The 22,676-nt window shown below is 68.6% G+C and carries 17 protein-coding genes; 10 read left to right on the top strand and 7 right to left on the bottom strand.

Annotation, left to right across the window (positions count from 1 at the left end; all coding sequences use genetic code 11):
• Positions 1 to 201: 201 nt before the first annotated feature.
• Positions 202 to 888 (bottom strand): acyl-CoA thioesterase, encoded by a 687-nt coding sequence (locus IPJ17_21485; GenBank protein ID QQR74005.1) that lies wholly within the window; start codon positions 886 to 888, stop codon positions 202 to 204.
• Between the two features lie 271 nt (positions 889 to 1,159).
• Between IPJ17_21485 and IPJ17_21480 the strand changes: the two genes are divergently transcribed.
• The 8 genes from IPJ17_21480 (at position 1,160) to IPJ17_21445 (ending at position 9,301) form a co-directional block, all read left to right on the top strand.
• The gene (locus IPJ17_21480) at positions 1,160 to 1,741 is read left to right on the top strand and encodes a sigma-70 family RNA polymerase sigma factor (GenBank protein ID QQR74004.1); all 582 of its coding nucleotides are present in this window, start codon (positions 1,160 to 1,162) and stop codon (positions 1,739 to 1,741) included.
• Between the two features lie 20 nt (positions 1,742 to 1,761).
• Positions 1,762 to 4,299 carry a serine/threonine protein kinase gene (locus IPJ17_21475; GenBank protein QQR74003.1) on the top strand — a complete coding sequence of 846 codons (2,538 nt, stop codon included), beginning with the start codon at positions 1,762 to 1,764 and terminating at the stop codon, positions 4,297 to 4,299.
• Positions 4,300 to 4,454: 155 nt separating this feature from the next.
• Positions 4,455 to 6,071 carry a hypothetical protein gene (locus tag IPJ17_21470; protein QQR74002.1) on the top strand — a complete coding sequence of 539 codons (1,617 nt, stop codon included), beginning with the start codon at positions 4,455 to 4,457 and terminating at the stop codon, positions 6,069 to 6,071.
• A gap of 44 nt (positions 6,072 to 6,115) precedes the next feature.
• Positions 6,116 to 6,505 (top strand): VOC family protein, encoded by a 390-nt coding sequence (locus tag IPJ17_21465; GenBank protein ID QQR74001.1) that lies wholly within the window; start codon positions 6,116 to 6,118, stop codon positions 6,503 to 6,505.
• A gap of 106 nt (positions 6,506 to 6,611) precedes the next feature.
• Positions 6,612 to 7,208, top strand: a complete 597-nt coding sequence (locus IPJ17_21460) for a hypothetical protein (protein ID QQR74000.1) — start codon at positions 6,612 to 6,614, stop codon at positions 7,206 to 7,208.
• An 82-nt stretch (positions 7,209 to 7,290) separates the two neighbouring features.
• Positions 7,291 to 7,686 (top strand): DUF1761 domain-containing protein, encoded by a 396-nt coding sequence (locus tag IPJ17_21455; protein QQR73999.1) that lies wholly within the window; start codon positions 7,291 to 7,293, stop codon positions 7,684 to 7,686.
• A gap of 151 nt (positions 7,687 to 7,837) precedes the next feature.
• Positions 7,838 to 8,647 carry an alpha/beta hydrolase gene (locus tag IPJ17_21450; protein ID QQR73998.1) on the top strand — a complete coding sequence of 270 codons (810 nt, stop codon included), beginning with the start codon at positions 7,838 to 7,840 and terminating at the stop codon, positions 8,645 to 8,647.
• A 24-nt stretch (positions 8,648 to 8,671) separates the two neighbouring features.
• A complete protein-coding gene (locus IPJ17_21445) occupies positions 8,672 to 9,301 on the top strand; it encodes a LysE family translocator (protein QQR73997.1) in 630 nt (209 codons plus the stop codon).
• A gap of 75 nt (positions 9,302 to 9,376) precedes the next feature.
• Here the strand turns inward: IPJ17_21445 and IPJ17_21440 are convergent, their stop codons facing one another.
• Both IPJ17_21440 and IPJ17_21435 read right to left on the bottom strand, forming a co-directional pair.
• A complete protein-coding gene (locus IPJ17_21440) occupies positions 9,377 to 12,100 on the bottom strand; it encodes a protein kinase (protein ID QQR73996.1) in 2,724 nt (907 codons plus the stop codon).
• Positions 12,097 to 12,678: a sigma-70 family RNA polymerase sigma factor gene (locus IPJ17_21435; protein QQR73995.1), complete on the bottom strand. Its 582-nt coding sequence runs from the start codon at positions 12,676 to 12,678 to the stop codon at positions 12,097 to 12,099. Before IPJ17_21435 ends, IPJ17_21440 begins: the two co-directional genes overlap by 4 nt.
• A gap of 114 nt (positions 12,679 to 12,792) precedes the next feature.
• On the opposite strand from IPJ17_21435, the gene IPJ17_21430 reads away from it, so the two are divergent.
• On the top strand, positions 12,793 to 14,469 hold the full coding sequence (locus tag IPJ17_21430; protein ID QQR73994.1) for an FG-GAP repeat protein: 1,677 nt from the start codon (positions 12,793 to 12,795) through the stop codon (positions 14,467 to 14,469).
• Between the two features lie 142 nt (positions 14,470 to 14,611).
• Positions 14,612 to 16,279, top strand: coding sequence for an FG-GAP repeat protein (locus tag IPJ17_21425; GenBank protein QQR73993.1), 1,668 nt, complete (start codon positions 14,612 to 14,614; stop codon positions 16,277 to 16,279).
• On the opposite strand, the gene uvrA is transcribed toward IPJ17_21425, so the two are convergent.
• From uvrA to smpB, 4 genes are all read right to left on the bottom strand, one after another.
• Complete coding sequence (gene uvrA, locus IPJ17_21420) at positions 16,269 to 19,106, bottom strand: excinuclease ABC subunit UvrA (GenBank protein ID QQR73992.1); 2,838 nt, start codon at positions 19,104 to 19,106, stop codon at positions 16,269 to 16,271. The two genes, IPJ17_21425 and uvrA, sit on opposite strands and share 11 nt — an antisense overlap.
• A 116-nt stretch (positions 19,107 to 19,222) precedes the next feature.
• Positions 19,223 to 20,734, bottom strand: coding sequence for a hypothetical protein (locus IPJ17_21415; GenBank protein QQR73991.1), 1,512 nt, complete (start codon positions 20,732 to 20,734; stop codon positions 19,223 to 19,225).
• A gap of 31 nt (positions 20,735 to 20,765) precedes the next feature.
• Positions 20,766 to 22,061, bottom strand: coding sequence for an outer membrane protein transport protein (locus IPJ17_21410; protein QQR73990.1), 1,296 nt, complete (start codon positions 22,059 to 22,061; stop codon positions 20,766 to 20,768).
• Positions 22,062 to 22,171: 110 nt separating this feature from the next.
• A complete protein-coding gene (gene smpB, locus IPJ17_21405) occupies positions 22,172 to 22,660 on the bottom strand; it encodes an SsrA-binding protein SmpB (GenBank protein QQR73989.1) in 489 nt (162 codons plus the stop codon).
• Positions 22,661 to 22,676 lie beyond the last annotated feature (16 nt).

The following is a 22,676-nucleotide window of genomic DNA, read 5'->3' as shown; positions in this document are numbered from 1 at the left end:
TGCGTTCGCGAAGCTCTACCTGGTCCGCCACAAGCGGGAGACTCGAGGGGAGTGGTGTCTCTCGTGGACGGGGCCCGAGCCTTGGAGAGGTCCCTCCGGCCGATCGGAGGCCGCGATCGGCGAGGTTGCCTCTTCGCTCGAAACTCCTCCCGTGAGTTGCCCGCCAGAACGCCGTATCCCACTCACCAGTGCGGGCCTTCCTTAGCGCGCGACGGCGCCTGGCTGCCGGTTCGCGGTGCTCGGGGCACCGCTCGGAAGGCATGGCGGCTGCGGTGATGGCGACTCGGCGCGTCCATTCGCCAACGCGATGGCAGACATCTCGAGGTGGAACGCGTAGCGCAGCTCATCGGTCAGGGGAGGAGGCGCGAGCTCGCGGCCAGACAACTCCGGTACCACGTGCGCGGTAGGCACAGGACCTTCGCGCCCTACGAAGAGTGTCGTCACGTAGCCGGTGCAGACCGGGCGCACGCGATCGCCGCGGCGGAAGAACTGCTGCCGAAAGTAGAACCAGCGCTCGTCCCAGTGCATCAGCGTGGTGTGCAACTCGTAGCGCTCAAGTGGAGCGAGCTGCTTGCGGAACTGGAGATGTGCGCTGCCCACCGGTGCAATCCAGCGGTTGCGCACGACGCCCTTCAAGAGATCACAGCGGCGCAGGTAGTCGATGCGACCGAGGTCCATGATCGCTTGGTAGCGGCTGTTGTTCATGTGACCGAACAGGTCCACGTCGCTGGGGAGTACCCTCCAGCGAGTGATGCAGGTGTCCCCAGGCTCTTGCGGTGGTCTGGAGGTGGGTCCGGCGAGAACGCCGAAAAGGCGAAAGAGGAGTTTCATGGCTATCGTCTCGTCCTGGAGCGCAGCGGCCCGCGGTTGGACCGGCCAGCCGTTCATCGAGCAATCCTTCGCAGGGAGAATCGTCTTCCAGGCTTGAGACCCGACATTCGCGCTGTGGGGGGCCGGATGCAGACGAGCGGGTCAGGGGCACGGGTCGGGTCGCGTGGCGTTCCCTCGGGCCGAGGCTCTGAGGCTGTCGAACGCTGCGCGGGAGCCGGAGCCACACCGCCACGGGGAGGTTCCCTTGCGCCGATGCGAGAGGTTCGCATAGTGTGCGGCGCGTTCCCAATCTGAAGTCGCCCCTTGCCGGGTTGACCAACGGCCCAACGTGGACCCTCGAGCTCAGATCTCCTCGCTCTTGTCTGCCGTCGAGGCGGGCGACGGCTCGGCCACCGAGGCTCTCTTCGCCGCGCTCTATCGCGAGCTCCGTCACTTGGCGCAGCGTGAGCTCCGCCGATGCGGGCCGGGGGCGGCGCTTGGCGTCACCAGCCTCTTGCACGAGACGTATCTGGTGATGGCGCAGCGGGAGGGCGCTTCCTTTCCCGATCGCGCCCGGCTCTTCGCCTATGCCGCCCGCGTGATGCGCGGCCTGATCATCGACGGTTTGCGCCGCAAGCAGGCGCGCAAGCGAGGCGGAGCCTTCGAGATCACCGCCCTCGATGGGCACGACGTGGCCCAAGCGGGACGCGACGGCGACACCGAGGAGATCGCCCGGCTCGGCGAAGCGCTCGACAGACTCGCCGAGATCGAGCCCGAGATCGCCCATATCGTCGATCTGAAGTTCTTCTGCGGCTTCACCTTCGGCGAGATCGCCGAGCTCCGCGGAGTGAGCGAGCGGACCGTCCAGAGACACTGGGACAAAGCGCGCATCTACCTGCGCGAGACCTTGCGGGAGGGCCCCGCTCTTTGACCCCCGAACGCTGGCGCCGGGTGAGCCCACACCTTGACCAGCTTCTGGCACTTCCGGTCGAGAAGCGCGCCGACTACCTTCGAGAGCTGGGGATGGGCGAGCCCGAGCTAGCGGTCGACCTCGGTCGGCTCCTTGCCGAAGGAGAGGCGATGCGTGCCGAGGCGTTCCTCGAAGGCGATCCGGAATCGCTGCTCGCCGGGCGCTCGCTGGCGGGGCAGGTTTTCGGTGCATATGCCCTGGAGCGACCGCTGGGTAGCGGCGGTATGGGGACGGTCTGGCTCGCGCGCCGCAGCGACGGCCGCTTCGAAGGCCAAGCGGCAGTCAAGCTCCTCTCCGTTGCTCTTCTTGGTCCGGCGGGACAGGAGCGCTTTCGCCGGGAGGGTTCGATTCTTGCCCGGCTTCGACATCCGCACATCGCCCGACTGATCGACGCCGGCGTCACGGAAATCGGCCAGCCCTATCTCGTGCTCGAGTATGTCGCGGGCGAGCCGATCGACCAGTACGCGGACAACCGGTCGCTCGACATCCGTGCGCGCATTCGCCTCTTCCTCGGCGTGGCCGAGGCCGTGGCCCACGCTCACGCCAATCTCGTCGTCCACCGCGATCTCAAGCCTTCCAACGTCCTGGTTTCGGAGGAAGGTCAGGTCAAGCTGCTCGACTTCGGGATCGCCACGATTCTCGATGCGGACACCGAGGACGGCCGGAACGGGCAAGCGACGCTGGGCACGTGGGCCTTCACCCCGGCGTTCGCCACGCCGGAGCAGGTGACGGGCGAAGCCGTCACCACGGCGACGGATGTCTACGCGCTCGGAGGCCTGCTGTACCTCCTTCTCACCGGCAGATTCGCGGTGGGGAGCCCGGCTGCTTCGCCGGCCGAGATGCTCAAGGCGATCGTCGACACTCAGCCGGCTCGCCTTTCGGAGGCGGTGAGCGACTCCCAGAAATCGCCGACTGCAACGCTGGCCGTCGTCGCCGGCCAACGTTCGTCGACGCCCGAACGACTGCGCCGCGAGCTGCGTGGCGATCTCGACACGATCGTCGCGCAAGCGCTCAAGAAGGACCCGACGCAACGATACGAGTCGGCCGCCGCGTTCGCCGACGACCTGCGCCGGTTCCTCTCCGACCACCCGATCCAGGCACGGCCCGACTCGTGGACCTATCGCCTCGGCAAGTTCGTGCGGCGGAACCTGCGGCCGCTGGCAGCGACCGTTGCCGGCCTCTCGGTGCTCGCCACCGTCCTCGTCACCGCGAGCGTTCGCTTGCGGCGCGAGCGCGATCGCGCCACGGCGGTGAGCGAATTCCTCACCGAGATCCTGGTTCAGGCCGATCCCTTCTGGACCGGGCGCACGGAGACTTCCGTCGAGGGCCTGCTCGACTCTTCCGTCGAGCGGGCGAAGGCAGTGCTCGGACGCCAACCGGAAGCGCGGATCGAGGTCCTGCGCACGGTCGGGCGGATCCAGCTACGCCGAGGCCAAGCCGAGCGTGCGTACGCGATTCTGCGGGAGGCAGTCGACCTCGGCGAACTGACGCAGGGCTCCTCGCTTCTCGTCGCCAAGACGCTCAACGATCTGGGAATCGCCGAGCTCGAGCTCGCTCGCTTCCCCGAGGCCATCGCGACGCTCGAGAAGGCTCTCGCGATGCGCCGCCGCTTCCAGGGCGAGGAGCACGAGGAGGTAGCGGCCGCTGAAGTCGATCTCGGACGTGCCTACTACGACACCGGGCAGTTCCCACGCGCCGAGCCGCTCTTTCGCAGCTCGTTGGCCACCCGTCGGAAGGTCCTGGGACTGCAGGCCCACGACACGGCTACCAGCATGAGCGACCTGGCGCTGTTGCTGCGGATGACCGGTCAGCGTGGTGAGGCTGAGAAGCTCTTTCGCGAGGCGCTCGCGGTGACGCGGGCCGCGAGCGGCGCCGACCACCCTGACACCGCGACGTCGCTCTCGAATCTGGCCCTGGTGGTCGACGAGCGAGGCGCTCACGCCGAGGCCGAGGCGCTCTTCCGCGAGGCGCTCGAGATCAGCGCTCACGCCCTGGGAGCAGAGCATCCGCTGCACGCCCAGCGGCGCTCGAACTTCGCCGGCGTCCTGCGACAGCTCGGCCGCCTCGACGAGGCGGAGCGAGAGGCCGCCGAGGCGCTGCGGCTGTCTCGCTCCTCCTATGGCAACGATCATCCGACCGTCGCTCGCCAGGAGGTCATGCTGGCCCGCGTTCTGCTCGACCGCCAGCGCCCGCGCGAGGCCGAGCCGCTCCTGGCGCATGCGCTGGCTGTCCAGAAGGCGGCCTTCGCTGCCGACGACTGGCGCATCGGGACCTCTCTCAGCCTGCTCGGTGCGGCGCACGTCGCGCTCGAACGGTGGGACGAGGCGGAGCAAGAGCTCCTGGCCGCGCGTCAGATCCTCGACCGGGATCTCGGCCCCGAGAGTCTCGAAGCACGTGAGGCCCGCGATAACGATCAGCGGTTGGCCGCCTTGGCGCGGCTGCGCGTGCGAGCTAACGGCGCGGCGGCGCCGCCGAGTAGCGACGGCGACGCCGCCCAGGTCCCCACCGTTCGTCGCTAGTCCGCTTCTCGCGAATCTCCACCCCCCTGCCGACGCGTCGAGCCTGTCGGCTTTCCCGGCCGCTTTTCGATCCTCCTTGAGTGTCAGCCGTGACCGCCTTGCGGGCGAGCCCGGCACCACAGTCCGCTCGCGCGGATCAAAGGAGGTTGGATCGCATGCAGTTGCTCGTCTCTCCCCGGCCACGCGTCCTGCGCCTGGCCCTGCCAGTTCTCTTCGCCGCCTCGGCTTGGATCCCGATAGCCGCCTTCTCTGCAGCCGCCCACGCTGCCACCGCCGTGGTTCCGACCGATTACGCGACGATCCAGGCGGCGGTTAACGCGGTCCAGGGGACCTCCGACGCTCTGGTTCGCATCGACAGCAACGACACCTTCGTCGAGACCGTTGTCGCGCAGCAATCGGTCCGCATCGAAGGCGGTCTCGGGTTCTTGCCGACGCTTCGCGCCGGCAGCGGCGCCTGCGTCTTTGCAAGACCTTGCGCGCTCAGTCTCCGCTCCAGCGGGAACGCTTCCCCCGTCTATCGGCTGAGCGGGCTCCGACTGCTTCCCGCGGCCACCGGCGGCTGGCTGGTCGAGATCTACGGCGCCAGCAGCGCCACGCTCGCGGTGACGGCCGAGCGCCTGACGATCGAAGACCCGGACAACACCGGGGCCACCTCGTTCCATCTCGCCACGAACACGGGCGCCGCGGCCAACACGGTGACGATCCGCGATTCGGAGATTCAACTCGGCGGTTCTCCAGAGTATTCGGCCCAAGCGATCCTGGCTTCCGACCGCAGCTTTCTCACCCTGGAACGGCTTCGGCTGACCAAGCGCTTCGGGAGCTCTTCGGCGGTCTCCATCTCCGGCGAGCACACCGTCGTCGTGCGCGATTGCGTCTTCGACATCTGGGCGCCCGATGGGCCGTACCTGGCAACGGCCGCGTTCCTCGGCGGAACCGCCATCGACGCACGTTTCGAGCGCAACCTGGTTCGACTGCACGGCTCGGACCTGGGCTTTGTCGACGGCATCCAGACCTTCGCCGCGAGCGGAGGCACGGTCTCGGTGGTCGCCGACGCCAATCAGTTTCTCGGAGGAGGAGGCCGCGTCGGCACCGGATTCGAAACCCGTGTCGCCCCGGGTGGTCATGCTGCCGTTCTCGCAGTGAACAACCTCTTCCGCAACCTTTCGATCGGCCTTTCACTCACCCTCGACGCGGCGAGTGGCTTGGAGGGTGCACCGATCGGTGGCACCGGAGCTGCAACCTGGGCCAACAACACGATCGCCGACTCGGGTTACAGCGGTCTGTCTCTCGAGATCGATGCCGGAGCCGAAGCGACAATGACAATCTCGAGCAATCTCGTGGTCAGGAGTGGCGGATACGGCGTCGGCTTGGCGGACGGGCTGCTCGGGGTCGTCACGCTCGCCGGCGGGCACAATGGGTTCTTCGGCAATCAGCTCGGCGACGTCCAGGCGCCGCTCACGCTCACCGACTCGGTCGTCGACGATCCGCTCTTCGTGAGCGGCGACGACCTCCACCTGCGGACCCACTCTCCGATGCTCGACGCCGGCGACAACAACCCAGTGATCAACCTGGTGACCGACCTCGACGGCAACCCGCGGATCCAGAACGGAACGGTCGACATCGGGGCCTACGAAGGGGCGGTCGGCTCGCTGGTCGAGGTGCCGACCCTCGACGCGATCGGCCTCGGCGCGCTGGTGATCGCCCTCGGCATCGGTGGCTGGCTCGTGCTCGGTCGTCGCGCCCAGGGTAGCTTGTCGCGCTTGCGCCCGTAGGGTCGACGTTCGAGTCACTTGTCACAACGTCCAGGAGTGGAGCCATGGATTCCAAGCTTCCGCTTCGCAGTCTCGACTACACCGTGATCTTCGCGCGCCAGATGGCTCGGATGCGTGACTTCTATGGCGTCGTACTCGGCCTTACCCAGCATCGCGAGCTCGGACCCCAGTGGGTCGAATACCGGGTCGGCTCGAGCATCCTCGCACTGACCGAGCGCGGCCTCCTGTTCGACGACCCCGCCCCTCCGATCGGCGTGTTGTCGCTGCAGCTGGCGTTTCGGGTCGCACCCGCAGAGGTCGCGCGGTGTGCCGACACCCTGCACGAGCGTGGAGTCGATGTCCTTTCCGGGCCGACGGACCAGCCTTGGGGTCATCGCACGCTGTTCTTCCGCGACCCCGACGGCAACGTCGTCGAGATCTTCGCCGAGCTCTGATGCTCCTCCGTGCGCTTCCTCCGAGAGGTCGGGTCGGCGCTGCTGCGCGGCTCTCTCCGTCGCGCCGTTCGTATCTTCGATTCGCCGGGCTGCGGCTTGCGAGACCATGAGGTCATTCGAGTCCTCCGCCGGCGTTCGCTTCGCGCCCTGGGTCCGCTCGACCGCGCTCGGCTGGGCGTTGGGCGTTCCGGCGATCGTGCTCTTCGCCGCTCTCGCCGAGAGCCTCGGTTGTCACACCCTGCACACACCTGTCGGTGCGGGCGCAGGGCTTGCGGTGGGCTTCTTCCAGGCACGGGCTCTGCGAATGTGGCACGGCCCCGTCACTCGTTGGTTCTGGTCGTGCTTTCTCGGCCTGACGGCGCCTTTTGGGGGTGCCGATCTGGCGAACCTGGCGGGGCTTGGCCTCCCGTACTCGCTCCACCCTTCCGTTGTGATCGGTGGCCTCGTCGTCGGCACCTGGCAGGCCGTGCTGCTCCGCACATCCTTTGGTCCTGCCGCTGCGTGGGTTGCCGCCTCCGTTCTCGGCTGGGGGTTCGCTTCGGGTTCCGTAGCCCTCGCGGATCTGCTCGTTCGGTCGTGCGCGATCGGCGGCATCGCGGGCGCAGTGGTCTACCTGATCCTCATCGCTTCCGGTGGCTTCGCCCTCGCACTCCCCACCGGGCTCACGCTCGCTCGGCTCCCGTGCACCCCTGGCGAGGTCTAGCCGCGGCCTGCACACCACTCCTGCCGCCGCGCTTGCCGCGAACCCGACGGCGTTCGGCGTTGAAGAAGAGGACGAATCCTGCATGAAGATCCTTCCCGTCATCGTGGCCGGTTTCAGCTACTTCGCTCTCGGCGGGCTTTGGTTCACGCCGTTGTTCGGTCGGCAGTGGGACACCGCCGTCGGTTTTCAACGCCCGCCGAAGTGGCGACCGACATGGGAGTACTACCTCGTGCCCCTGGCCGGCTGCCTGATCGCCGTTTCCGCCGCAGCTTTCCTGCTCGAATCCGCCCACGCTCATTCACTCGTCGATCACCTGCGCCTCGGGGCCGTCGTCGGGCTCGGCTTCGGCGCCACCATCACCACGGTCAATGCCGTCGCTCCGAACATGCCGCGACCCGGTCTCTACGCGGCTGTTGTCGGCTCCTATCACTTGGTCGGTCTCGTGCTCGCATCGCTGGTCCTCTATGGGCTGTCATGACCTCTCGGGCTCGCTTGCGCCAAGGGGAGTTGCCCCCGCGAAGGCAGGTGGAATTCGAGCTCGAGAGCGAATCGAGGTCGGAGACCTCGGAGCGGGAATAGGAGCGAGTCGCCCACGGTTAGGGGCCTCGGACCGGTCCGCGGGAGTCGACATGCAGGCACTTGCGAACATCACGACCGTTGCCTATGGCGAGCAGGCTGGCCAGGAGGGGGATCTCTGGCTCGCGGGCGCGGCGCAGGCGCCGTTCGCTCCCGTCGTCGTGCTCCTCCATGGCGGCTTCTGGCGAATGCCATGGGGACGGGAGCAGCTGGACGGCGTCGCGCAAGATCTCGCGGTGCGAGGGTTCGCGGTCTGGAATGTGGGCTATCGCCGGCTCGGTCAGCCTGGAGGCGGCTGGCCCGGGACCTTCGAGGACGTCGCCGCAGCGGTTGACCACCTGACGGTGCTCGCGAGTCATGGCGCGCCCCTCGACCTTTCCCGCGTCGTCGTCGCGGGGCACTCGGCAGGGGGGCAACTCGCGCTCTGGGCGGTCGCCCGGCGCCGCGCAGCGTCCTCCCGTGGCCCTCGCCGGGTACTCCCGGCGGCCGCGGTGGGGCTCGCGCCGGTCGCCGATCTGCGAACGGCCGCGGAGCAGCGGCTCGGCCACGGAGCGGTTGCCGATCTGGTCGGCGGGAGCCCGGCGGAGGTGCCCGCTCGCTATGCTGCCGTTTCGCCGCGCGACCTCTTGCCGCTCGGAGCTCCGCAGCTGCTGCTGCACGGCGTCCGCGATGCCGCCGTGCCCGTCGCCGCCTCGCGAGCGTACGTGGCGGCAGCTCGCGAGGCGGGAGACGAGGTCTCCTGGGTCGAGCTTCCGGACAGTGAGCACATGGACTTCGTGCGAGTGGAGAGCGCGGCCCACGCGGCGTTTCGGCGTTGGCTGTTGCGGTGGGCCGAGAGCGTCGTGACCACCGCGAAAGGCTGACAAAAGGGGAGCGCGAGGCGAGCGGTGATCGATCCGAGCAGATACCTTCTTTTTCTGGCCACGGCGGGAGCGCTGGTGCTCGCTCCTGGACCGGGACAGGCACTGGTGCTCTCGCGGACCCTCGCGGGAGGGCGGCGCGTCGGAATGCTGACGGCGCTCGGGCTGAACGTCGGCACTCTCTTCCATGCGGCTGGCGCCGCACTCGGCCTTTCGGCGCTCCTCGCTCGCTCGGCGACCGCTTTCACGGCCGTGCAGCTCGCCGGCGCGGCCTACCTGGTCCTGCTCGGTTTGCGGGCGATCGGTGGGAGCAGCGCGCGAGCCGCCACCACAGAACCCAGAGCACCCGCAGCGGGCCTCGTCTTCCTGCAGGCGGTGGCGAGTGGCGTGCTCAATCCCAAGGTCGCCCTCTTCTTTCTGGCGTTTCTCCCACAGTTCGTCGAAGCGGAGCGCGGGTTCGTGTTCCTTCAGTTCCTTCTGCTCGGTGCGACGATGGCGCTGCTCGATGTCCTCTACGAAGCAGGGCTGATCTGGCTCGCCACGGGACTCGGAAAATGTCGAACGATCGGCGCGCGAGTCGGGCGCTGGCAGGAACGAATCTCCGGCTTCGTGCTCGTGACTCTGGGGCTCCGCCTGGCCCGCCAGACCGCACACTGACCGCGCCTGAAGGCATGCCGAGCGCTGGCGCGGCATACGGTGCGAGCGCTGCGGCGTCGGGTGTCACCTGAAGATCTACCTGGGATCCTGCTGCGCCACCGCGGTGCGCGCCCGTTGCGCCCACAGCTCAAGCCCGAGAGAGTCCGCTTCGCGCGCGAGCTCGCGGAGCGGCGCGTGCGCCACCGCCGAAGCGAGCGTCGCTTGTGCCAGGCGCACATCGAGCTCGTCGAGCTTTCGGCCGGCCGCCGTGGCGATTGCGAGCGCCGAGTCGAGATCCGCTCGCGCCGCGGGGAGTCGCCCCTCGGCGCGCGCCAGCGCGGCACGCGCCAGCAGGAAGGCGATGCGACGACCAGGGGCCGGTGCGGAGTCCCCATCGCCAAGCAGCGCGAGCTCGCGAGACGCCGCTTCCAGCTCGCCGTCGTCGGCGAGCGTGCGGAGGCGCAGGCAGCGGGCGAGGTAGATGGCGCGGACCTCCCGAGCGCCTTCGGGGTACCGACGGATCACGGCTTCCGCGGCGCCCCGCGCCAACGAAGAACTTCCCGCCCGCCACTCGGCGGTGGCGTGAGCCGCGCCGATCTCGACCGCGTTGTCGAGGTCGCCGTTCTCGTCCAAGACGTTGAGAGAGTCGGCGAAACCTCTGCGCATCGGTTCGATCTCTCCGCGGGCTGCCGCCAGCCTAGCCTCGAGGCCGCGCGCTAGCGCCAACGGCAGCGGCGTTCCCGCGCCCTCCGCAGCGCTCCGCAGCTCGCGGGCGATCGGTTCGACTTCGTCGAGTCGTCCGGACTCGTAGGCCAGCTCGGCCCGGCTCTCGAGGAACTGTTGGAGGTTCTCGAAATCGCCGGGGGCACGCAGGATGGCCAAGGCGGCGTCGAGCTGCGCCGCAGCCTCGGTCGTGCGGCCGAGCTCGAAAAGCGACTGACCGAGGAAGCCGAGAACGTCGCCGTACTGCCGTCGATTCGACTCCTTGCTCCGAACCTCGGCGACTTGCCGCAGCGCCGGCTCGGCCAGATCAGGACGACCGCGGAGAATGTCCAGCAGGGCGAGATTGATCAGCAGCGAGCCAGGATAGAGGTCGGTCTGCTGCACTTCGTGCAGGCCCCGATCGAGAAGCTGTCGGGCGACCTCGAGATCTCCGGTTCGCTGATGATCGAGCCCCAGGTTGTTGAGCACTCGGCCCGCGGAGGCGTGATCGCCCGCTTGCTCGAAGCTCGCCAACGCCAACTCCATCTCTTGACGGGCCGCCTCGCGATCGCCGAGTCTAGAGAGGTTGCGGGCCAGCATCGCGCGGATCTGGCCCACGAGCTCTCCCCGGTGCCCCACGATGGCCTTCTCCAGCCCTCGACGCAGGAGCACGACGGCGCGTTGCGGTTGCTCGGTGCGCGAAGCGAGGGCCGCCTCCGCGTAGTCGGTCAGTGCGTCTTCCTCTCTGCCGGGGATCTGGCGCAGTCGAGCCACCACCAGGCGAGCCTCGTCGAGACGTTGCTCGGGTAGCAGGCGGAGAACAAGGAGCGCACCGGCCTGCGGATCATCGGGTGCGGCGGCGAAGTCGCGGCGCAGCGTGTCCAGATCGAGCCTCCCCACGGCCGAAAACGGGAACGGACGGGGCGGTGGGGGCGCAGGCCGACTCGGCCGGGACATCGACAGCGCCACGGTGGTGGCGAGAGCCGCGAGGGCGAGCGCGGCGGCGGTCGTGATGCCGCTGCGATGACGCCGCACGAAGCGCGCGCTGCGATAGCGCCACCCGCCGCGCCTGGCCTCGACCGCGGCGCCGGACAGGTAGCGCTCAAGATCACGCGCCAGTGCGTCGGCGTCGCGATAGCGGTCGCCGGGGTTCTTGCGCAACGCCCTGAGACAGATGGCATCGAGGTCCGCATCGAGCGGATCGACGGTCGACGGGGGTGCTGGATCGGTGTCGAGCACGGCCCGTTCGAACGCCCCCGGTCGCTCTTCGAGGTCGGCGAACGGCCGACGACCGCACAGGAGCTCGTAGAGGATCGCGCCGAGCGAGTAGATGTCGGACGCCGTCGAGATCGCTTCGCCGACAAACTGCTCGGGGCTCGCGTACGCCGGGGTTAGCGCCCGAGTGGCGGTGAGCGTCGTCGCCGCGGGTTCGCGCGGGTCGGTCAGCTTGGAGAGACCGAAGTCGAGGAGCCGAGGGCGCCCTTCCGCGTCGACGAGGAAGTGCCCGGGCTTCAGGTCGCGGTGGATGACACCGCGAGCATGGGCCCAGCGTAGTGGCGCAAGGGCGGAGAGATACAGCTCGACGCGTTCGCGGGTCGCCAGCCGATGACTGTCTGCCCAGGTCAAGAGATCCACGCCGTCGACGTGTTCGAGGGCGAGATAGAGGTGACCGTCCTCGGTCTGGCCTCCGTCGAGAAAACGCGCGATGCCCGGGTGCTCGAGGGTGGAAAGCAGGCGGACCTCTTCGCGGAATCGGCGGGCCGAATCCGCATCGCCGGCTGGTCGCTCGAGAACCTTGACGGCCAGCTGGCGCTGGTAGAGCTCGGTCTCTTCGACGGCGAGAAAGACGCGGGCCATGCCGCCGCGGCCAAGCTCGGAGAGCACGCGATAGGGACCGATCCGCTCGGGGAGTGGAGTGGCCTTTCCGCGGGCTGCACGCATGGTGTCCCAGGGCGAACGGTCGAGTGGCGAGCCGCCCTCGGCGCTTTCGAGCAAGCGTGCTAGCCGGGCAGCGAGCGCCGGATCGTCGGCATCGAGTAGCGCCAGCAGCTGACTCCGGCCCTCGGCGCCGAGCTCGATTGCTCTCGCGAAGAGCTCAGGGAGTGAGCTCTCGCTCATGTGGCAGATGAAGTCGAGGCCAGCTCCGCTTTGAGCCAGGCGCGGGCGAAAGCCCAGTCTCGCTTGACCGTCGCCGGCGAAAGGTCGAGGCAGACGCCGATCTCCTCGATGTCGAGATCGGCGAAGTAGCGTAACTCGACGACGCGGCCCTGGCGCGGATGCTCGGTGGCGAAGCGCGTCAAGGCTCGATCCAGATCGAGCAGATCGACCGCCGGGATGCCGCCGGCGGTGATGGACAGCCCTCCCTCCGCCTCGGGTTGCTGGCGCTTCCGGGCCAGCCGCGCGCGCGCGTGATCGACCAGGATGCGGCGCATCATGGTGGCCGCCAAGCCGAAAAAGTGCGCGCGGTCGCGCCAGTTCACCTGCTGCTGACCGAGCAAGCGCAGGAAGGTCTCGTGGACGAGGGCCGTAGCCTGCAGGGTGTGGGTGGAGCGCTCGCGGCGAAGCTGGGCCGCGGCAAGCCGCTTGAGGTCGGCGTAGGTGCGCGCCAGCAGGCTCTCGGCGGCCTGGGCGTCGCCCGAACGCCAGGCTTGAAGAAGACCGGTGACGTCGGTTGGAGCCGCACCGCCCGAGGCCATGACGCGAGTCTATTGCAGGCGGTCGGCGCCCGAAGCGAAGCACCAAACAGAAGCCCGCGGGCTTCGCGAGGATCGGTGGCGAGCCGGGAATGCGTTCGCTCTCGCGTACTGGTCATGAAGAAGAACACAACTCGAGGTCGTCTCGCCGGTCCTTTCCGAGCAGCCCTCCTGGCGCTCCTCGGCTTCGTTTTCGCGAGCCCGCGTCTCGCACTCGCGGGCATCGGCTTCTCTTCCGAGCGCGCTCTCGCGCTCCAGCAACAGAGCACCTTGCCGGCTCCGCCGGGGTCGTACGACCACTATGGTGCGGCACTCGCCGCTGGCGACTGGAACTGCGACGGCATCGACGACTTGGCGATCGGCGCTCCCGATCACACCGGTTACTTCCTCGGCGTCACCGTGCCCGCCGCGGGCGCGGTGATCGTCCAGGACGGAGCCCGCTTCAGCGGAATCGCCACCGGTGCGCTCGCCGAACGGGTCTTGTCGCAGTTCACCTCCGCCGCCCATCCGCCGCAGAACCTCGACCACTTCGGCAGCGCCCTGGTTTCCGGGGACTTCAACGGCGACGGCTGCGCCGACCTGGCGGTCGGCATCCCGAACGACCGCTACACGTTCCAGGGGGTCGAACACCCCTCGGGAGCTGTGGAGGTGTTCTTCGGTGGCCCGCTCGGGCTGGCGACGATGGCCGACCAGCACATCCACTGGTTCAACATCGCCGGCGACAGCTTCGGGGCGGCGCTGGCGGCGGGAGACTTCGACCACGACGGGATCGACGACTTGGCAGTCGGGATCCCGGGCAATCACGGCTACTTCGTCGGCGGCGTCTGGCAGATGACCGGTGCGGTCTGGGTGCTCGACGGCACTGGCTCCGGTCTCGATCCGAGCACCGCCGCCTACTTCGATCAGGGCACCGCCCCGCTGGCGAGTCAGGAGGACCCCGAGGCCTGGGATCTCTTCGGTTACGCGCTGGTCGCGGCGGACCTCAATAGCGATCAGTTCGATGACTTGGTGATCGGGGCCCCGGGAGAAAACGGCGGCGCGGGAGTCGTCCACCTGCTGTCCGGAGGCTCCACCGGTCTGGGACAAACGACAGCCCTGACCTGGAGGCAGCCGCAGATCGTGGGCGGCGCGGAAGAGCCGGGAGATGGTCTCGGCCGAGCGCTGGCAGCCGGGGATTTCGACGGCGATGGAGTCGGCGATGTTGCCATCGGTGTGCCGGGGCAGGACGAGGGCATCGCCGTGGACTCGGGCGTGGTCGCCGTCGTCTTCGGCGGCCCGATCTTCGAGGGGACGGGGTATCGGATGGTCCACCACTGGCCCTCCGACTACTACGCCTACGTCCCGGGCGAACAGGAGGTTCGGGGTTTCGGGGCCACGCTCGCGGCGGGCAACTTCGATGGCGATCGACGGGATCTCTCCGGCGTGCGACGACCGCTCGACGATCTCGTGGTCGGGGCAGACGGGACTCTCTCGTTCAGCCAGCGCGTCGGCAGCGTCACGGTGCTCATGGGGCGAGGCGAAACCGCGATCGCGGCGCGCTACGAGTCGCCGCATCCCGGCGTCGGTGGCCTACCGTTGTCGCCGCAGGTCGACCAGGGGTACGGCAAAGCGGTCGGCGCCGGCGATTTCAATGGCGATGGTCATGCCGACCTGGTGGCGGGTCTGCCGACCCGTGACTCCCCCCTCCTCCCCGACCTCGGCGCCGCCCTCTTGCTCTACGGCTCGCTTTTCGCTAACGGCTTCGAGTCGGGAAACACCACGCTGTGGTCCCGCCAGCTCCCGTACACGCGGTAGGTCCCGGCCGTCGGCGGGGAGCGCAGACACTCTCCGCGGGGTAACGTTCGCCGGCCGGGAGGACGGATTCCCACCGCGATGCGGGAGGAGGCGCTCTCCTCGCCGCGCGAGCCGCGATCCGGGCGGTTCTCGCGTACTGGGCATGAAGATCCGACATCAAACTACCCTCTCCTTCGTTTCCCGAGCAGCCCTCACCGCGTTCCTCGGTTCCGGCTTCGCCGGACCGCTCTCTGCGATCGCTGGCATCGGCCTCTCCGCCGAGCGCGCACAGTCGCTCTATCAGCAGAGCACTTTGCCGGCTCCGCCGGCGGCGCACGACCGCTACGGCGCGGCGATGGCCTCTGGCGACTGGAACTGCGACGGCATCGACGACGTCGCGATCGGCGCTCCCGATCACACCGGTTTCTATCTCGGCACCACGGTACCGAACGCGGGCGCGGTGATCGTCATGAACGGGGCGCGCTACAGCGGGATCGCCACCGGGCTGGCAGCCGAGCGGGTCTTGTCGCAATTCACCTCCGCCGCCTATCCGCCGCAGAACCTCGACCGCTTCGGCAGCGCCCTGGCCTCTGGAGACTTCAACAACGACGGCTGCGCGGATCTCGCGGTCGGCATCCCGAACGACCGCTACTCGTTCCAAGGGGTCGAGCACCCCTCGGGAGCCGTGGAGGTATTCTTCGGTGGCCCGTTCGGCTTGGCGACGCTGGCCGACCAACATATCCACTGGTACAACATCGCCGGCGATAGCTTCGGAGCTGCGCTGGCGGCAGCCGACTTCGACCGCGACGGCGACACCGACTTGGCGGTCGGGATTCCGGGCCATCACGGCTACTTCGTCGGCGGCGTCTGGCAGATGACCGGCGCGGTCTGGGTGCTCAACGGTACGGCCTCCGGCCTCGATCCGAGCACCGGGGTCTTCTTCGACCAGGGAACGGCCCCGCTGGCGAGCCACGAGGTCCCCGAGGCCTGGGACCTCTTCGGCTGGGCGTTGGCTGCGGTGGACGTCAACGCCGATACCTATCTGGATCTGGCGATCGGAGTTCCGGGAGAGAACGGCGGTGCGGGACGGGTCAACGTGCTCATGGGTACCTCCGTTGGCCTGTCGCGTACGATGGCGGCTGCCACCATCGGGCAAGGGGCGATCCCGGACCCGGAGGAGCCGGGCGACGGATTTGGTCGGAGCCTTGCGGCAGGCGACTTCGATGGCAACGGCCATCTCGACCTCGCCATCGGGGCGCCCGGAGAGGACTTGGCCGGTGCCGTAGACAGTGGGCTCGTGTTGGCCTACTTCGGCGGGATGGATCCATTGCAGGTCGTGAAGGTGGTCCACAAGCCCTCGGACTACTATCCCCGCATTCCAGGCGTCCAGGAGGTTCGAGGGTTCGGAGCCGCCCTCGCCGTTGGCAATTTCGACGGCGATCGCCGGGAGTACCTCGGCGCTCGACGGCCGATCGACGACCTTGCTGTTGGTGCGGACGGCACCATCTGGAACGGAGAACGCCTCGGAAGCCTGACCGTGCTCATGGGGCGGCCGGAAAGAGGGCTCGCGACTCGGTACGAGTCCCCGCACCCGGGAGTCGGCGGCCTGCCGTGGTCACCCCAGGTGGATCAGGGGTACGGCACGGCGCTCGGCGTCGGAGACTTCAATCACGATGGCAACGCCGATTTGGTGGCGGGGCTGCCGACCCGCGACTTCCTGACCCTCACCAATCTCGGAGCCGCCTTCGTGCAATACGGCTCGCTTTTCGCGAACGGCTTCGAGCCGGGGGACCTGAGCTTCTGGTGGGTCGGGGCACCGTTCATGAACTGAGCCTCGCGCCCACGCCCGCGAGCGCCCGCGCGAGGAACCGCCCGGTGTGGCTTTCCGGCAGTGCGGCGATCGCCTCCGGCGAGCCGGCGCCGAGGAGGCGGCCGCCGGCATCGCCGCCGTCGGGGCCGAGGTCGAGGACCCAGTCGGCGGTCTTGATGACGTCGAGGTTGTGCTCGACGACGATCACCGTGTTCCCCTTCTCGACCAGCTTGTGGAGGAGCGAGAGGAGCTTGCGGACGTCGTCGAAGTGGAGGCCGGTCGTCGGCTCGTCGAGCAGGTAGAGCGTGCGGCCGGTCGAGCGCTTGCAGAGCTCGGTGGCGAGCTTGACGCGTTGCGCCTCGCCGCCCGAGAGGGTCACCGCGGACTGACCGAGGTGGATGTAGCCGAGGCCGACCTCGTCGAGGGTCGCCAGGATGCGCGAGATCGACGGCACGTTCTCGAAGAACTCGCGCGCCTGCTCGACGGAAAGGTCGAGGATCTCGGCGATGTTCAGCCCCTTGTAGCGCACCGCCAGCGTCTCGCGGTCGTAGCGCTTGCCGCCGCACACCTCGCAGGTGATGTAGATGTCCGGCAGGAAGTGCATCTCGATCTTGATCTGCCCGTCGCCGGCGCAGGCCTCGCAGCGCCCGCCCTTGACGTTGAAGCTGAAGCGGCCGGGCTGGAAGCCGCGCGCTCGCGCCTCGGGGGTCATCGCCATCAGCGAGCGGATCGGATTGAACACCCCGGTGTAGGTCGCCGGGTTCGAGCGCGGCGTGCGGCCGATCGGGCTCTGGTCGATGGCGATGACCTTGTCGAGGTGCTCGAGGCCGAGCAGGCGCTCGTGCTCGCCCGGCTTGTCGAGCGCCTTGTAGAAGTGACGGTTGAGCGCCTTGTAGAGGATGTCGTTGACCAAGCTGCTCTTGCCCGAGCCGGAGACGCCGGTGACGACGGTGAAGAGCCCGAGCGGGAACTCCGCGTCGAAGCCCTTGAGGTTGTTGTGTCGCGCCCCCTCGACGAGCAGCGCCTTGCCGCCCGGTGCGCGGCGCCGGCCGGGCAGCTCGACGTGCAGGTCGCCGCGCAGGTAGCGCCCGGTGAGCGAGGTCGGGTGGCGCTCGATCTCGGCGGCAGTTCCCTCGGCGACGAGCTCGCCGCCGTGGATGCCGGCGCCCGGTCCGAGGTCGATGACCCAGTCGGCGGCGCGGATGGTGTCCTCGTCGTGCTCGACGACCAGCACCGAGTTGCCGAGGTCGCGCATCCCCTGGAGCGTCGCGATCAGCCGTTCGTTGTCCTTCTGATGGAGCCCGATCGACGGCTCGTCGAGCACGTAGAGGACCCCCATGAGCTTCGAACCGATCTGCGTCGCGAGTCGGATGCGCTGGCTCTCGCCGCCGGAGAGCGTCGCCGACGAGCGGTCGAGCGTCAGGTAGCCGACGCCGACGTCGACGAGGAAGCGCAGGCGGTCACGAATCTCCTGCAGGACCTTGCCGGCGATCACCCGCTCGCGCTCGGGCAGCGGCAGGGTGTCGACGATGCGGTGGAGCGCCTCGACGGGGAGCGAGTTGAGCGCGTCGATGCGGTGATCGCAGACCGTCACGCCGAGCGCCTCCGGGCGAAGCCGGCGGCCATGGCAGTCCGGGCAGGTCTTGACCGACATGAACTTCTCGATCTCCTGGCGGATGCCGGCCGACTCGGTCTCGCGGTAGCGCCGCTCGAGCATCGGCACGATGCCCTCGTAGCGGCCCTCCCACTGATAGCTCGATTTCTTCCCCTTGAACTCGAACTTCAGCTCGCGCTCGCCGGAGCCCTGGAGGATCACCTCGCGGGCGCGCGCCGGGAGCTTGCGCCAGGGCGTCGCCATCGAGAAGCCCATCGCCTTGGCGAGCGTGGCGATCATCCGCATCCGCCAGGACTTCGTGCCGGACTGGAAGAGCGCGAGCGCGCCGGCGTCGAGCGAGCGGTCGGGGTCGGCGACCACCTTGTCCGGGTCGACCCCCATCAGCGTGCCGAGGCCCGAGCAGGTCGGGCAGGCGCCGTAGGGGCTGTTGAAGGAGAAGAGCCGCGGGGTGATCTCGGCGAGCCCGGTGCCGCAACTGCCGCAGGCGTAGTTCTGCGAAAGCGTCTCCTCGGGCTGTCCGTCGACCGCCAGGACGACCAGGCCGCCGCCGACCTTGAGCGCCGTCTCGAGCGACTCGGCGACTCGCTTCTCGAGCCCGCGGCGCACCACCAGCCGGTCGACCAGCACGTCGATCGAGTGCTTCTTCTGCTTGTCGAGGGCCGGCAGCTCGCGGGAGAGCTCGACGACTTCGCCGTCGATGCGCGCCCGCACGAAGCCCTGCCGGGCCATCTCGGCGAGCTGCTTGCGGTACTCGCCCTTCTTGCCGCGGACGAACGGCGAGTAGAGCTGGACCTTCGTGCCGTCGGGCAGTGCCATCAGGCGGTCGACCATCTGCTGCACGGTCTGCGGGCGCACCACCTCGCCGCACTTCGGGCAGTGGGGAATGCCGACCGCGGCGAAGAGCAGTCGCAGGTAGTCGTGGATCTCGGTGACCGTGCCGACGGTCGAGCGCGGGTTGCGCGAGACCGATTTCTGCTCGATCGAGATGGCCGGGGAGAGCCCCTCGATCGAGTCGACGTCGGGTTTCTCGAGCTGGGGCAGGAACTGGCGGGCGTAGGCCGAGAGCGACTCGACGTAGCGCCGCTGCCCCTCGGCGAAGAGGGTGTCGAAGGCGAGCGAGGACTTGCCGGAACCCGAGACCCCGGTGACCACGACCAGCCGGTCGCGCGGGATCTCGAGCGAGAGGTTCTTGAGATTGTGTTCGCGGGCGCCGCGGACGAGGATCCGCTCCATAGGGCCGGAGACTCTAGCACCGCCGGCGACAGGCGAGGGGTGAAACGAACGACGCCCGGGTTGCCCCGGGCGTCGTGTGGCCTCCGGAGTCCGGGACGCAGCCCGGAACGGGAGGGTCAGTCGAGCTCGAAATGCCCGCGCGGGTTCGGCGGGTCCTCACCGACCGGCGGCTCGCCGCTCGGATCTTCCACCGGGTCGAGCGCCGGCTGCGGCTCGGCGTCGATCTCGGCGTCGCGCGGCCCTTCGCCCTCGGGCGAGACATCGACCGGCGTCTCTTCGGCGGGCGTCGTCTGCTGCGCGGCGAGGATCGCCTCGATCGCGTCGCGCGACGGCACGCCGGTGAGCTCCCGCAGCTGATCCTCGGCGCCGTCCTCGAAGACCGCCTGCGAGGCCTCGGAGTCGCTCAGCAGCGCGCGGGGCGAGGCCGAGGGTCCGAAGAGGAGCGGGAACATGTCGACCCCGGGGATGTCGGCATTGAACTTGTCGTTGATCGCCGCGATGAAGAGGTTGGCGATCAGGCCGTAGCCGATGTCGGTCGGGTGGAAGCCGTCGTAGCCGTAGACGCCGCCGGTGAGGAAACCGGTGCCGAGGCTCATGCCGCCGATCTTCAGCGGGCTGGCATAGAGCGAGTGGAAGAAGGCGCCCTCTTCGACGATCGCCGCACCGGCCGCGTTGGCCTCGCTGCGGATGATCGCGTGGATGGCGTCGGCGCGGGCCTCGATCGCGGCGACCTCGTCGCGGTCGATGACCACCGAGTTGGGTAGCGGCTGGCCGTTGCCGACTCCGGCGGGCAAGCCGTAGCCGGCCTGGATGTAGGCGCCGGCGGCCAGACCGAGGTAGTCGCGGTCGGTGAGCTGGATCGTCGAGCCGTCGCCCTTCTGCCCGGTCAGGTAGAGCTTGGTGCCGTTCGACAAGGTCACGTACGGCTTGACGGCGTTGGCGTACGGCGCCTCGGCGACGCGATTCGGGAAGGTGGCGACCGCGGCCTTGGCGCCCACCGCGGCGATGCTGGCCATGATCTGGTGGTAGCAGGCCTGCACGGTTGCTGGCGGCGTCAGGGTCACGCCGTCGATGGCCACGCCGGAGAGAACCGCGCCGAGCACGTCGTTGCCGCCGATGTGGACGAGCACGAAGGTCGGGCGCAGCGAGAGGGCCATTTCGAGCTGCGTCGCGCCGGAGCCGCGCAGCACGAGGTTGGTGGCGTCACTGGCGCTCGTCCCGGCGCGCTTGTTGACGACGTCGCAGGTGTTCGCCCCGGCGATCGCCATGTTGTCGTAGGCGCGCGGCAGGGTGAGGTTGGTCGGCGAGCCCGAGCTGTTGGCCTTCGGTCCGATGACCGGGCTCGGTACGAGGCTGAAGAGCGCGTATTCGGGACCGATGCCCGGCTCGCTCACTAGCGGCTGCTGGAAATCGGTGATGCCGACCTGCTTGGCGACGAGCGCCGGGAAGCTGTTCTGCTGGTGACCGACGAGGATGGAGGCGTTGGAGACGCCCATCCCCCAGCTGTCGCCGATGGCGACCACCTTGGTCATCGTCGCCGAGCCGGTGTTGACCGCGGCCTGCGCGGTCCCGGCGAGGAGAACGACGGCGGCGGCAAGCGCCGCGGCCTTCATGCCCTGGATTCTCATTTCGACTGGTCTCCCCCGTTGGAGCGCCGGATCAGAAGCTCAGCGTCGCGCCGAGCAGGTAGGCGGTATTGGTGTAGGAGCCGAAGAAGTTGTCGCGGTTGTCGGCGCTCGAACGGTTCTCGAACGGCAGGTACATGAACGCGATGTCCGTCTTCAGGCGAGCGCCCTGGTGGCCGTAGCCGATCGTGTAGCCGTTGCGATTGGCGTCCGGAAGCAGCGGCCCCATCCCCTCGGTGGGCTGCGGCGTCTCGTCGTAGACGAAGCCGAAGCGCCACTCGGAGGTCGCCGAGGTCGCCCAGTTGCAGCCGATTCGGTAGTTGTAGGCATCCTTCCAGCCCTCGACGACCTGGCTCGACAGTGCCGGCTTGGTCGGGAAGGTGATCGGCAGCGTGTCGAAGCTGCTCCAGCCGGTCCAGTTGGCGTCGACTTCGACGGTGAAGGCCGGCGAGAAGTGGAACGCCAGGCCGAAGCTGGCGATATCCGGGAAGCCGATCTCGGTCTTCACCGGAATCGGTCCGCCGAACGGCAGGACGGCAGCGACGGCGGCGTCGAGCTGCGCGTTGCCCGAGGAGATCTGCGTGAAGCGAGCGTCACCTTCGTACTTGACGGTGATCTGGCTGCGGTACGACAGGCCCCAGGAGAAGAAGTCGCTCGGCTTGCCGAGCAGACCGACGTTGAAGCCGTAGCCGTAGTCGAAATCGCTGTTGAGGTTCACCTTGCCGACGTTGATCACCTTGGCGGTGAACGGGTTGACCTGCGGGAGATAGCGCTCGAGCTCGACGTCCGACACCCGGACGATCGCGCCGATGCCGATGCCGAAGCGCGGCGTGACCTGCCAGGCGAAGGTCGGGTTGAGGTCGACGGCGCGCAGCGCCGCGAGCACCGAGAGATAACGCCCGGAGAAGGTGGCCTTGTTCTGCCATTCGGTGGTCAGACCGAAGGGCGCGTAGGTGCCGAAGCCGAACGTCGCCCGCTGGCCGATCGGGCGCACGTAGTAGGCGTGCGGCAGGAACTCGCTGAGCTTCTCGAGCTTGCCGGTGGCGTTCGGGCCCGGGAACGGCGCGGCACCCTTGAACTCCCCCTCCTCCGAGGTGATGTAGGTGACGCCGGCCATGATGCCCTTCTCGCGCTGGAACGCGAGGCCGGCCGCGTTGTGGAACATCGCCGACGGATCGTCGGCCTGGGCGGTGAACGCGCCCGCCATGCCCATCGCCTTCGAGCCGTGCTCGAAAAGGCCGAATCCGGCCGCCTGCACGTTGCCGGCCGCGAGGATGCCGAAGGCGAACGCGCCCCAGACGATCCCCTTCCTGAAGAAACCACTGCTCATGCCCGACCTCCCTTTCGGAGAAGAAAAACCTAGTTTCAGGTTTGGCGTGAGAAGGTAGACCAAGCCAGGAAGGCTGTCAACGGGAATCGCGCAGTCGCGGGAGTCGCCTGCTACCGGCTGTGCTCGCGAATCGCCTCGCGCGCCTCGCGATCGTGCTCTTTCCGCCTTTCGGCCTCGCGTTTGTCGTGAACCTTCTTGCCCTGGACGAGGGCGAGCTCGACCTTGATTCGCTGGCCGCGAAGATAGAAGGCGAGGGGCACGACGGTGAGCCCCTTGGTGATCCCTCGGCCGAAGAGTCGGTCGATCTCGCGGCGGTGAAGGAGGAGCTTGCGCGGACGATCCGGCAGGTGGTTCTCGCGATTGCCGTGGCTGTAGGGGCTGACGTGGGCGCCGATCAGATAGGCCTCGCCGCCGCGGAACTCGACGAACGCCTCGCGCAGTTGGACGCGGCCCGACCGGGCCGACTTGACCTCGGTGCCCGACAGCGCGATGCCGGCCTCGACCTTCTCGAGGACTTCGTAGTCGAAGAGCGCCCGGCGGTTGCTGGCGAGCGGGCGGATCGCCGGGGGCCGGCTTTCGCCGCGAGGGGAAGCGGACATGGCGCCGAGTCTATCG

This window comes from Holophagales bacterium (genome assembly GCA_016699405.1).
Taxonomy (GTDB): Bacteria; Acidobacteriota; Thermoanaerobaculia; order Multivoradales; family JAGPDF01; genus JAAYLR01.
Note: the sequence above shows the minus strand (reverse complement) of the source record. Positions and strands in the feature narration are given on the sequence as shown.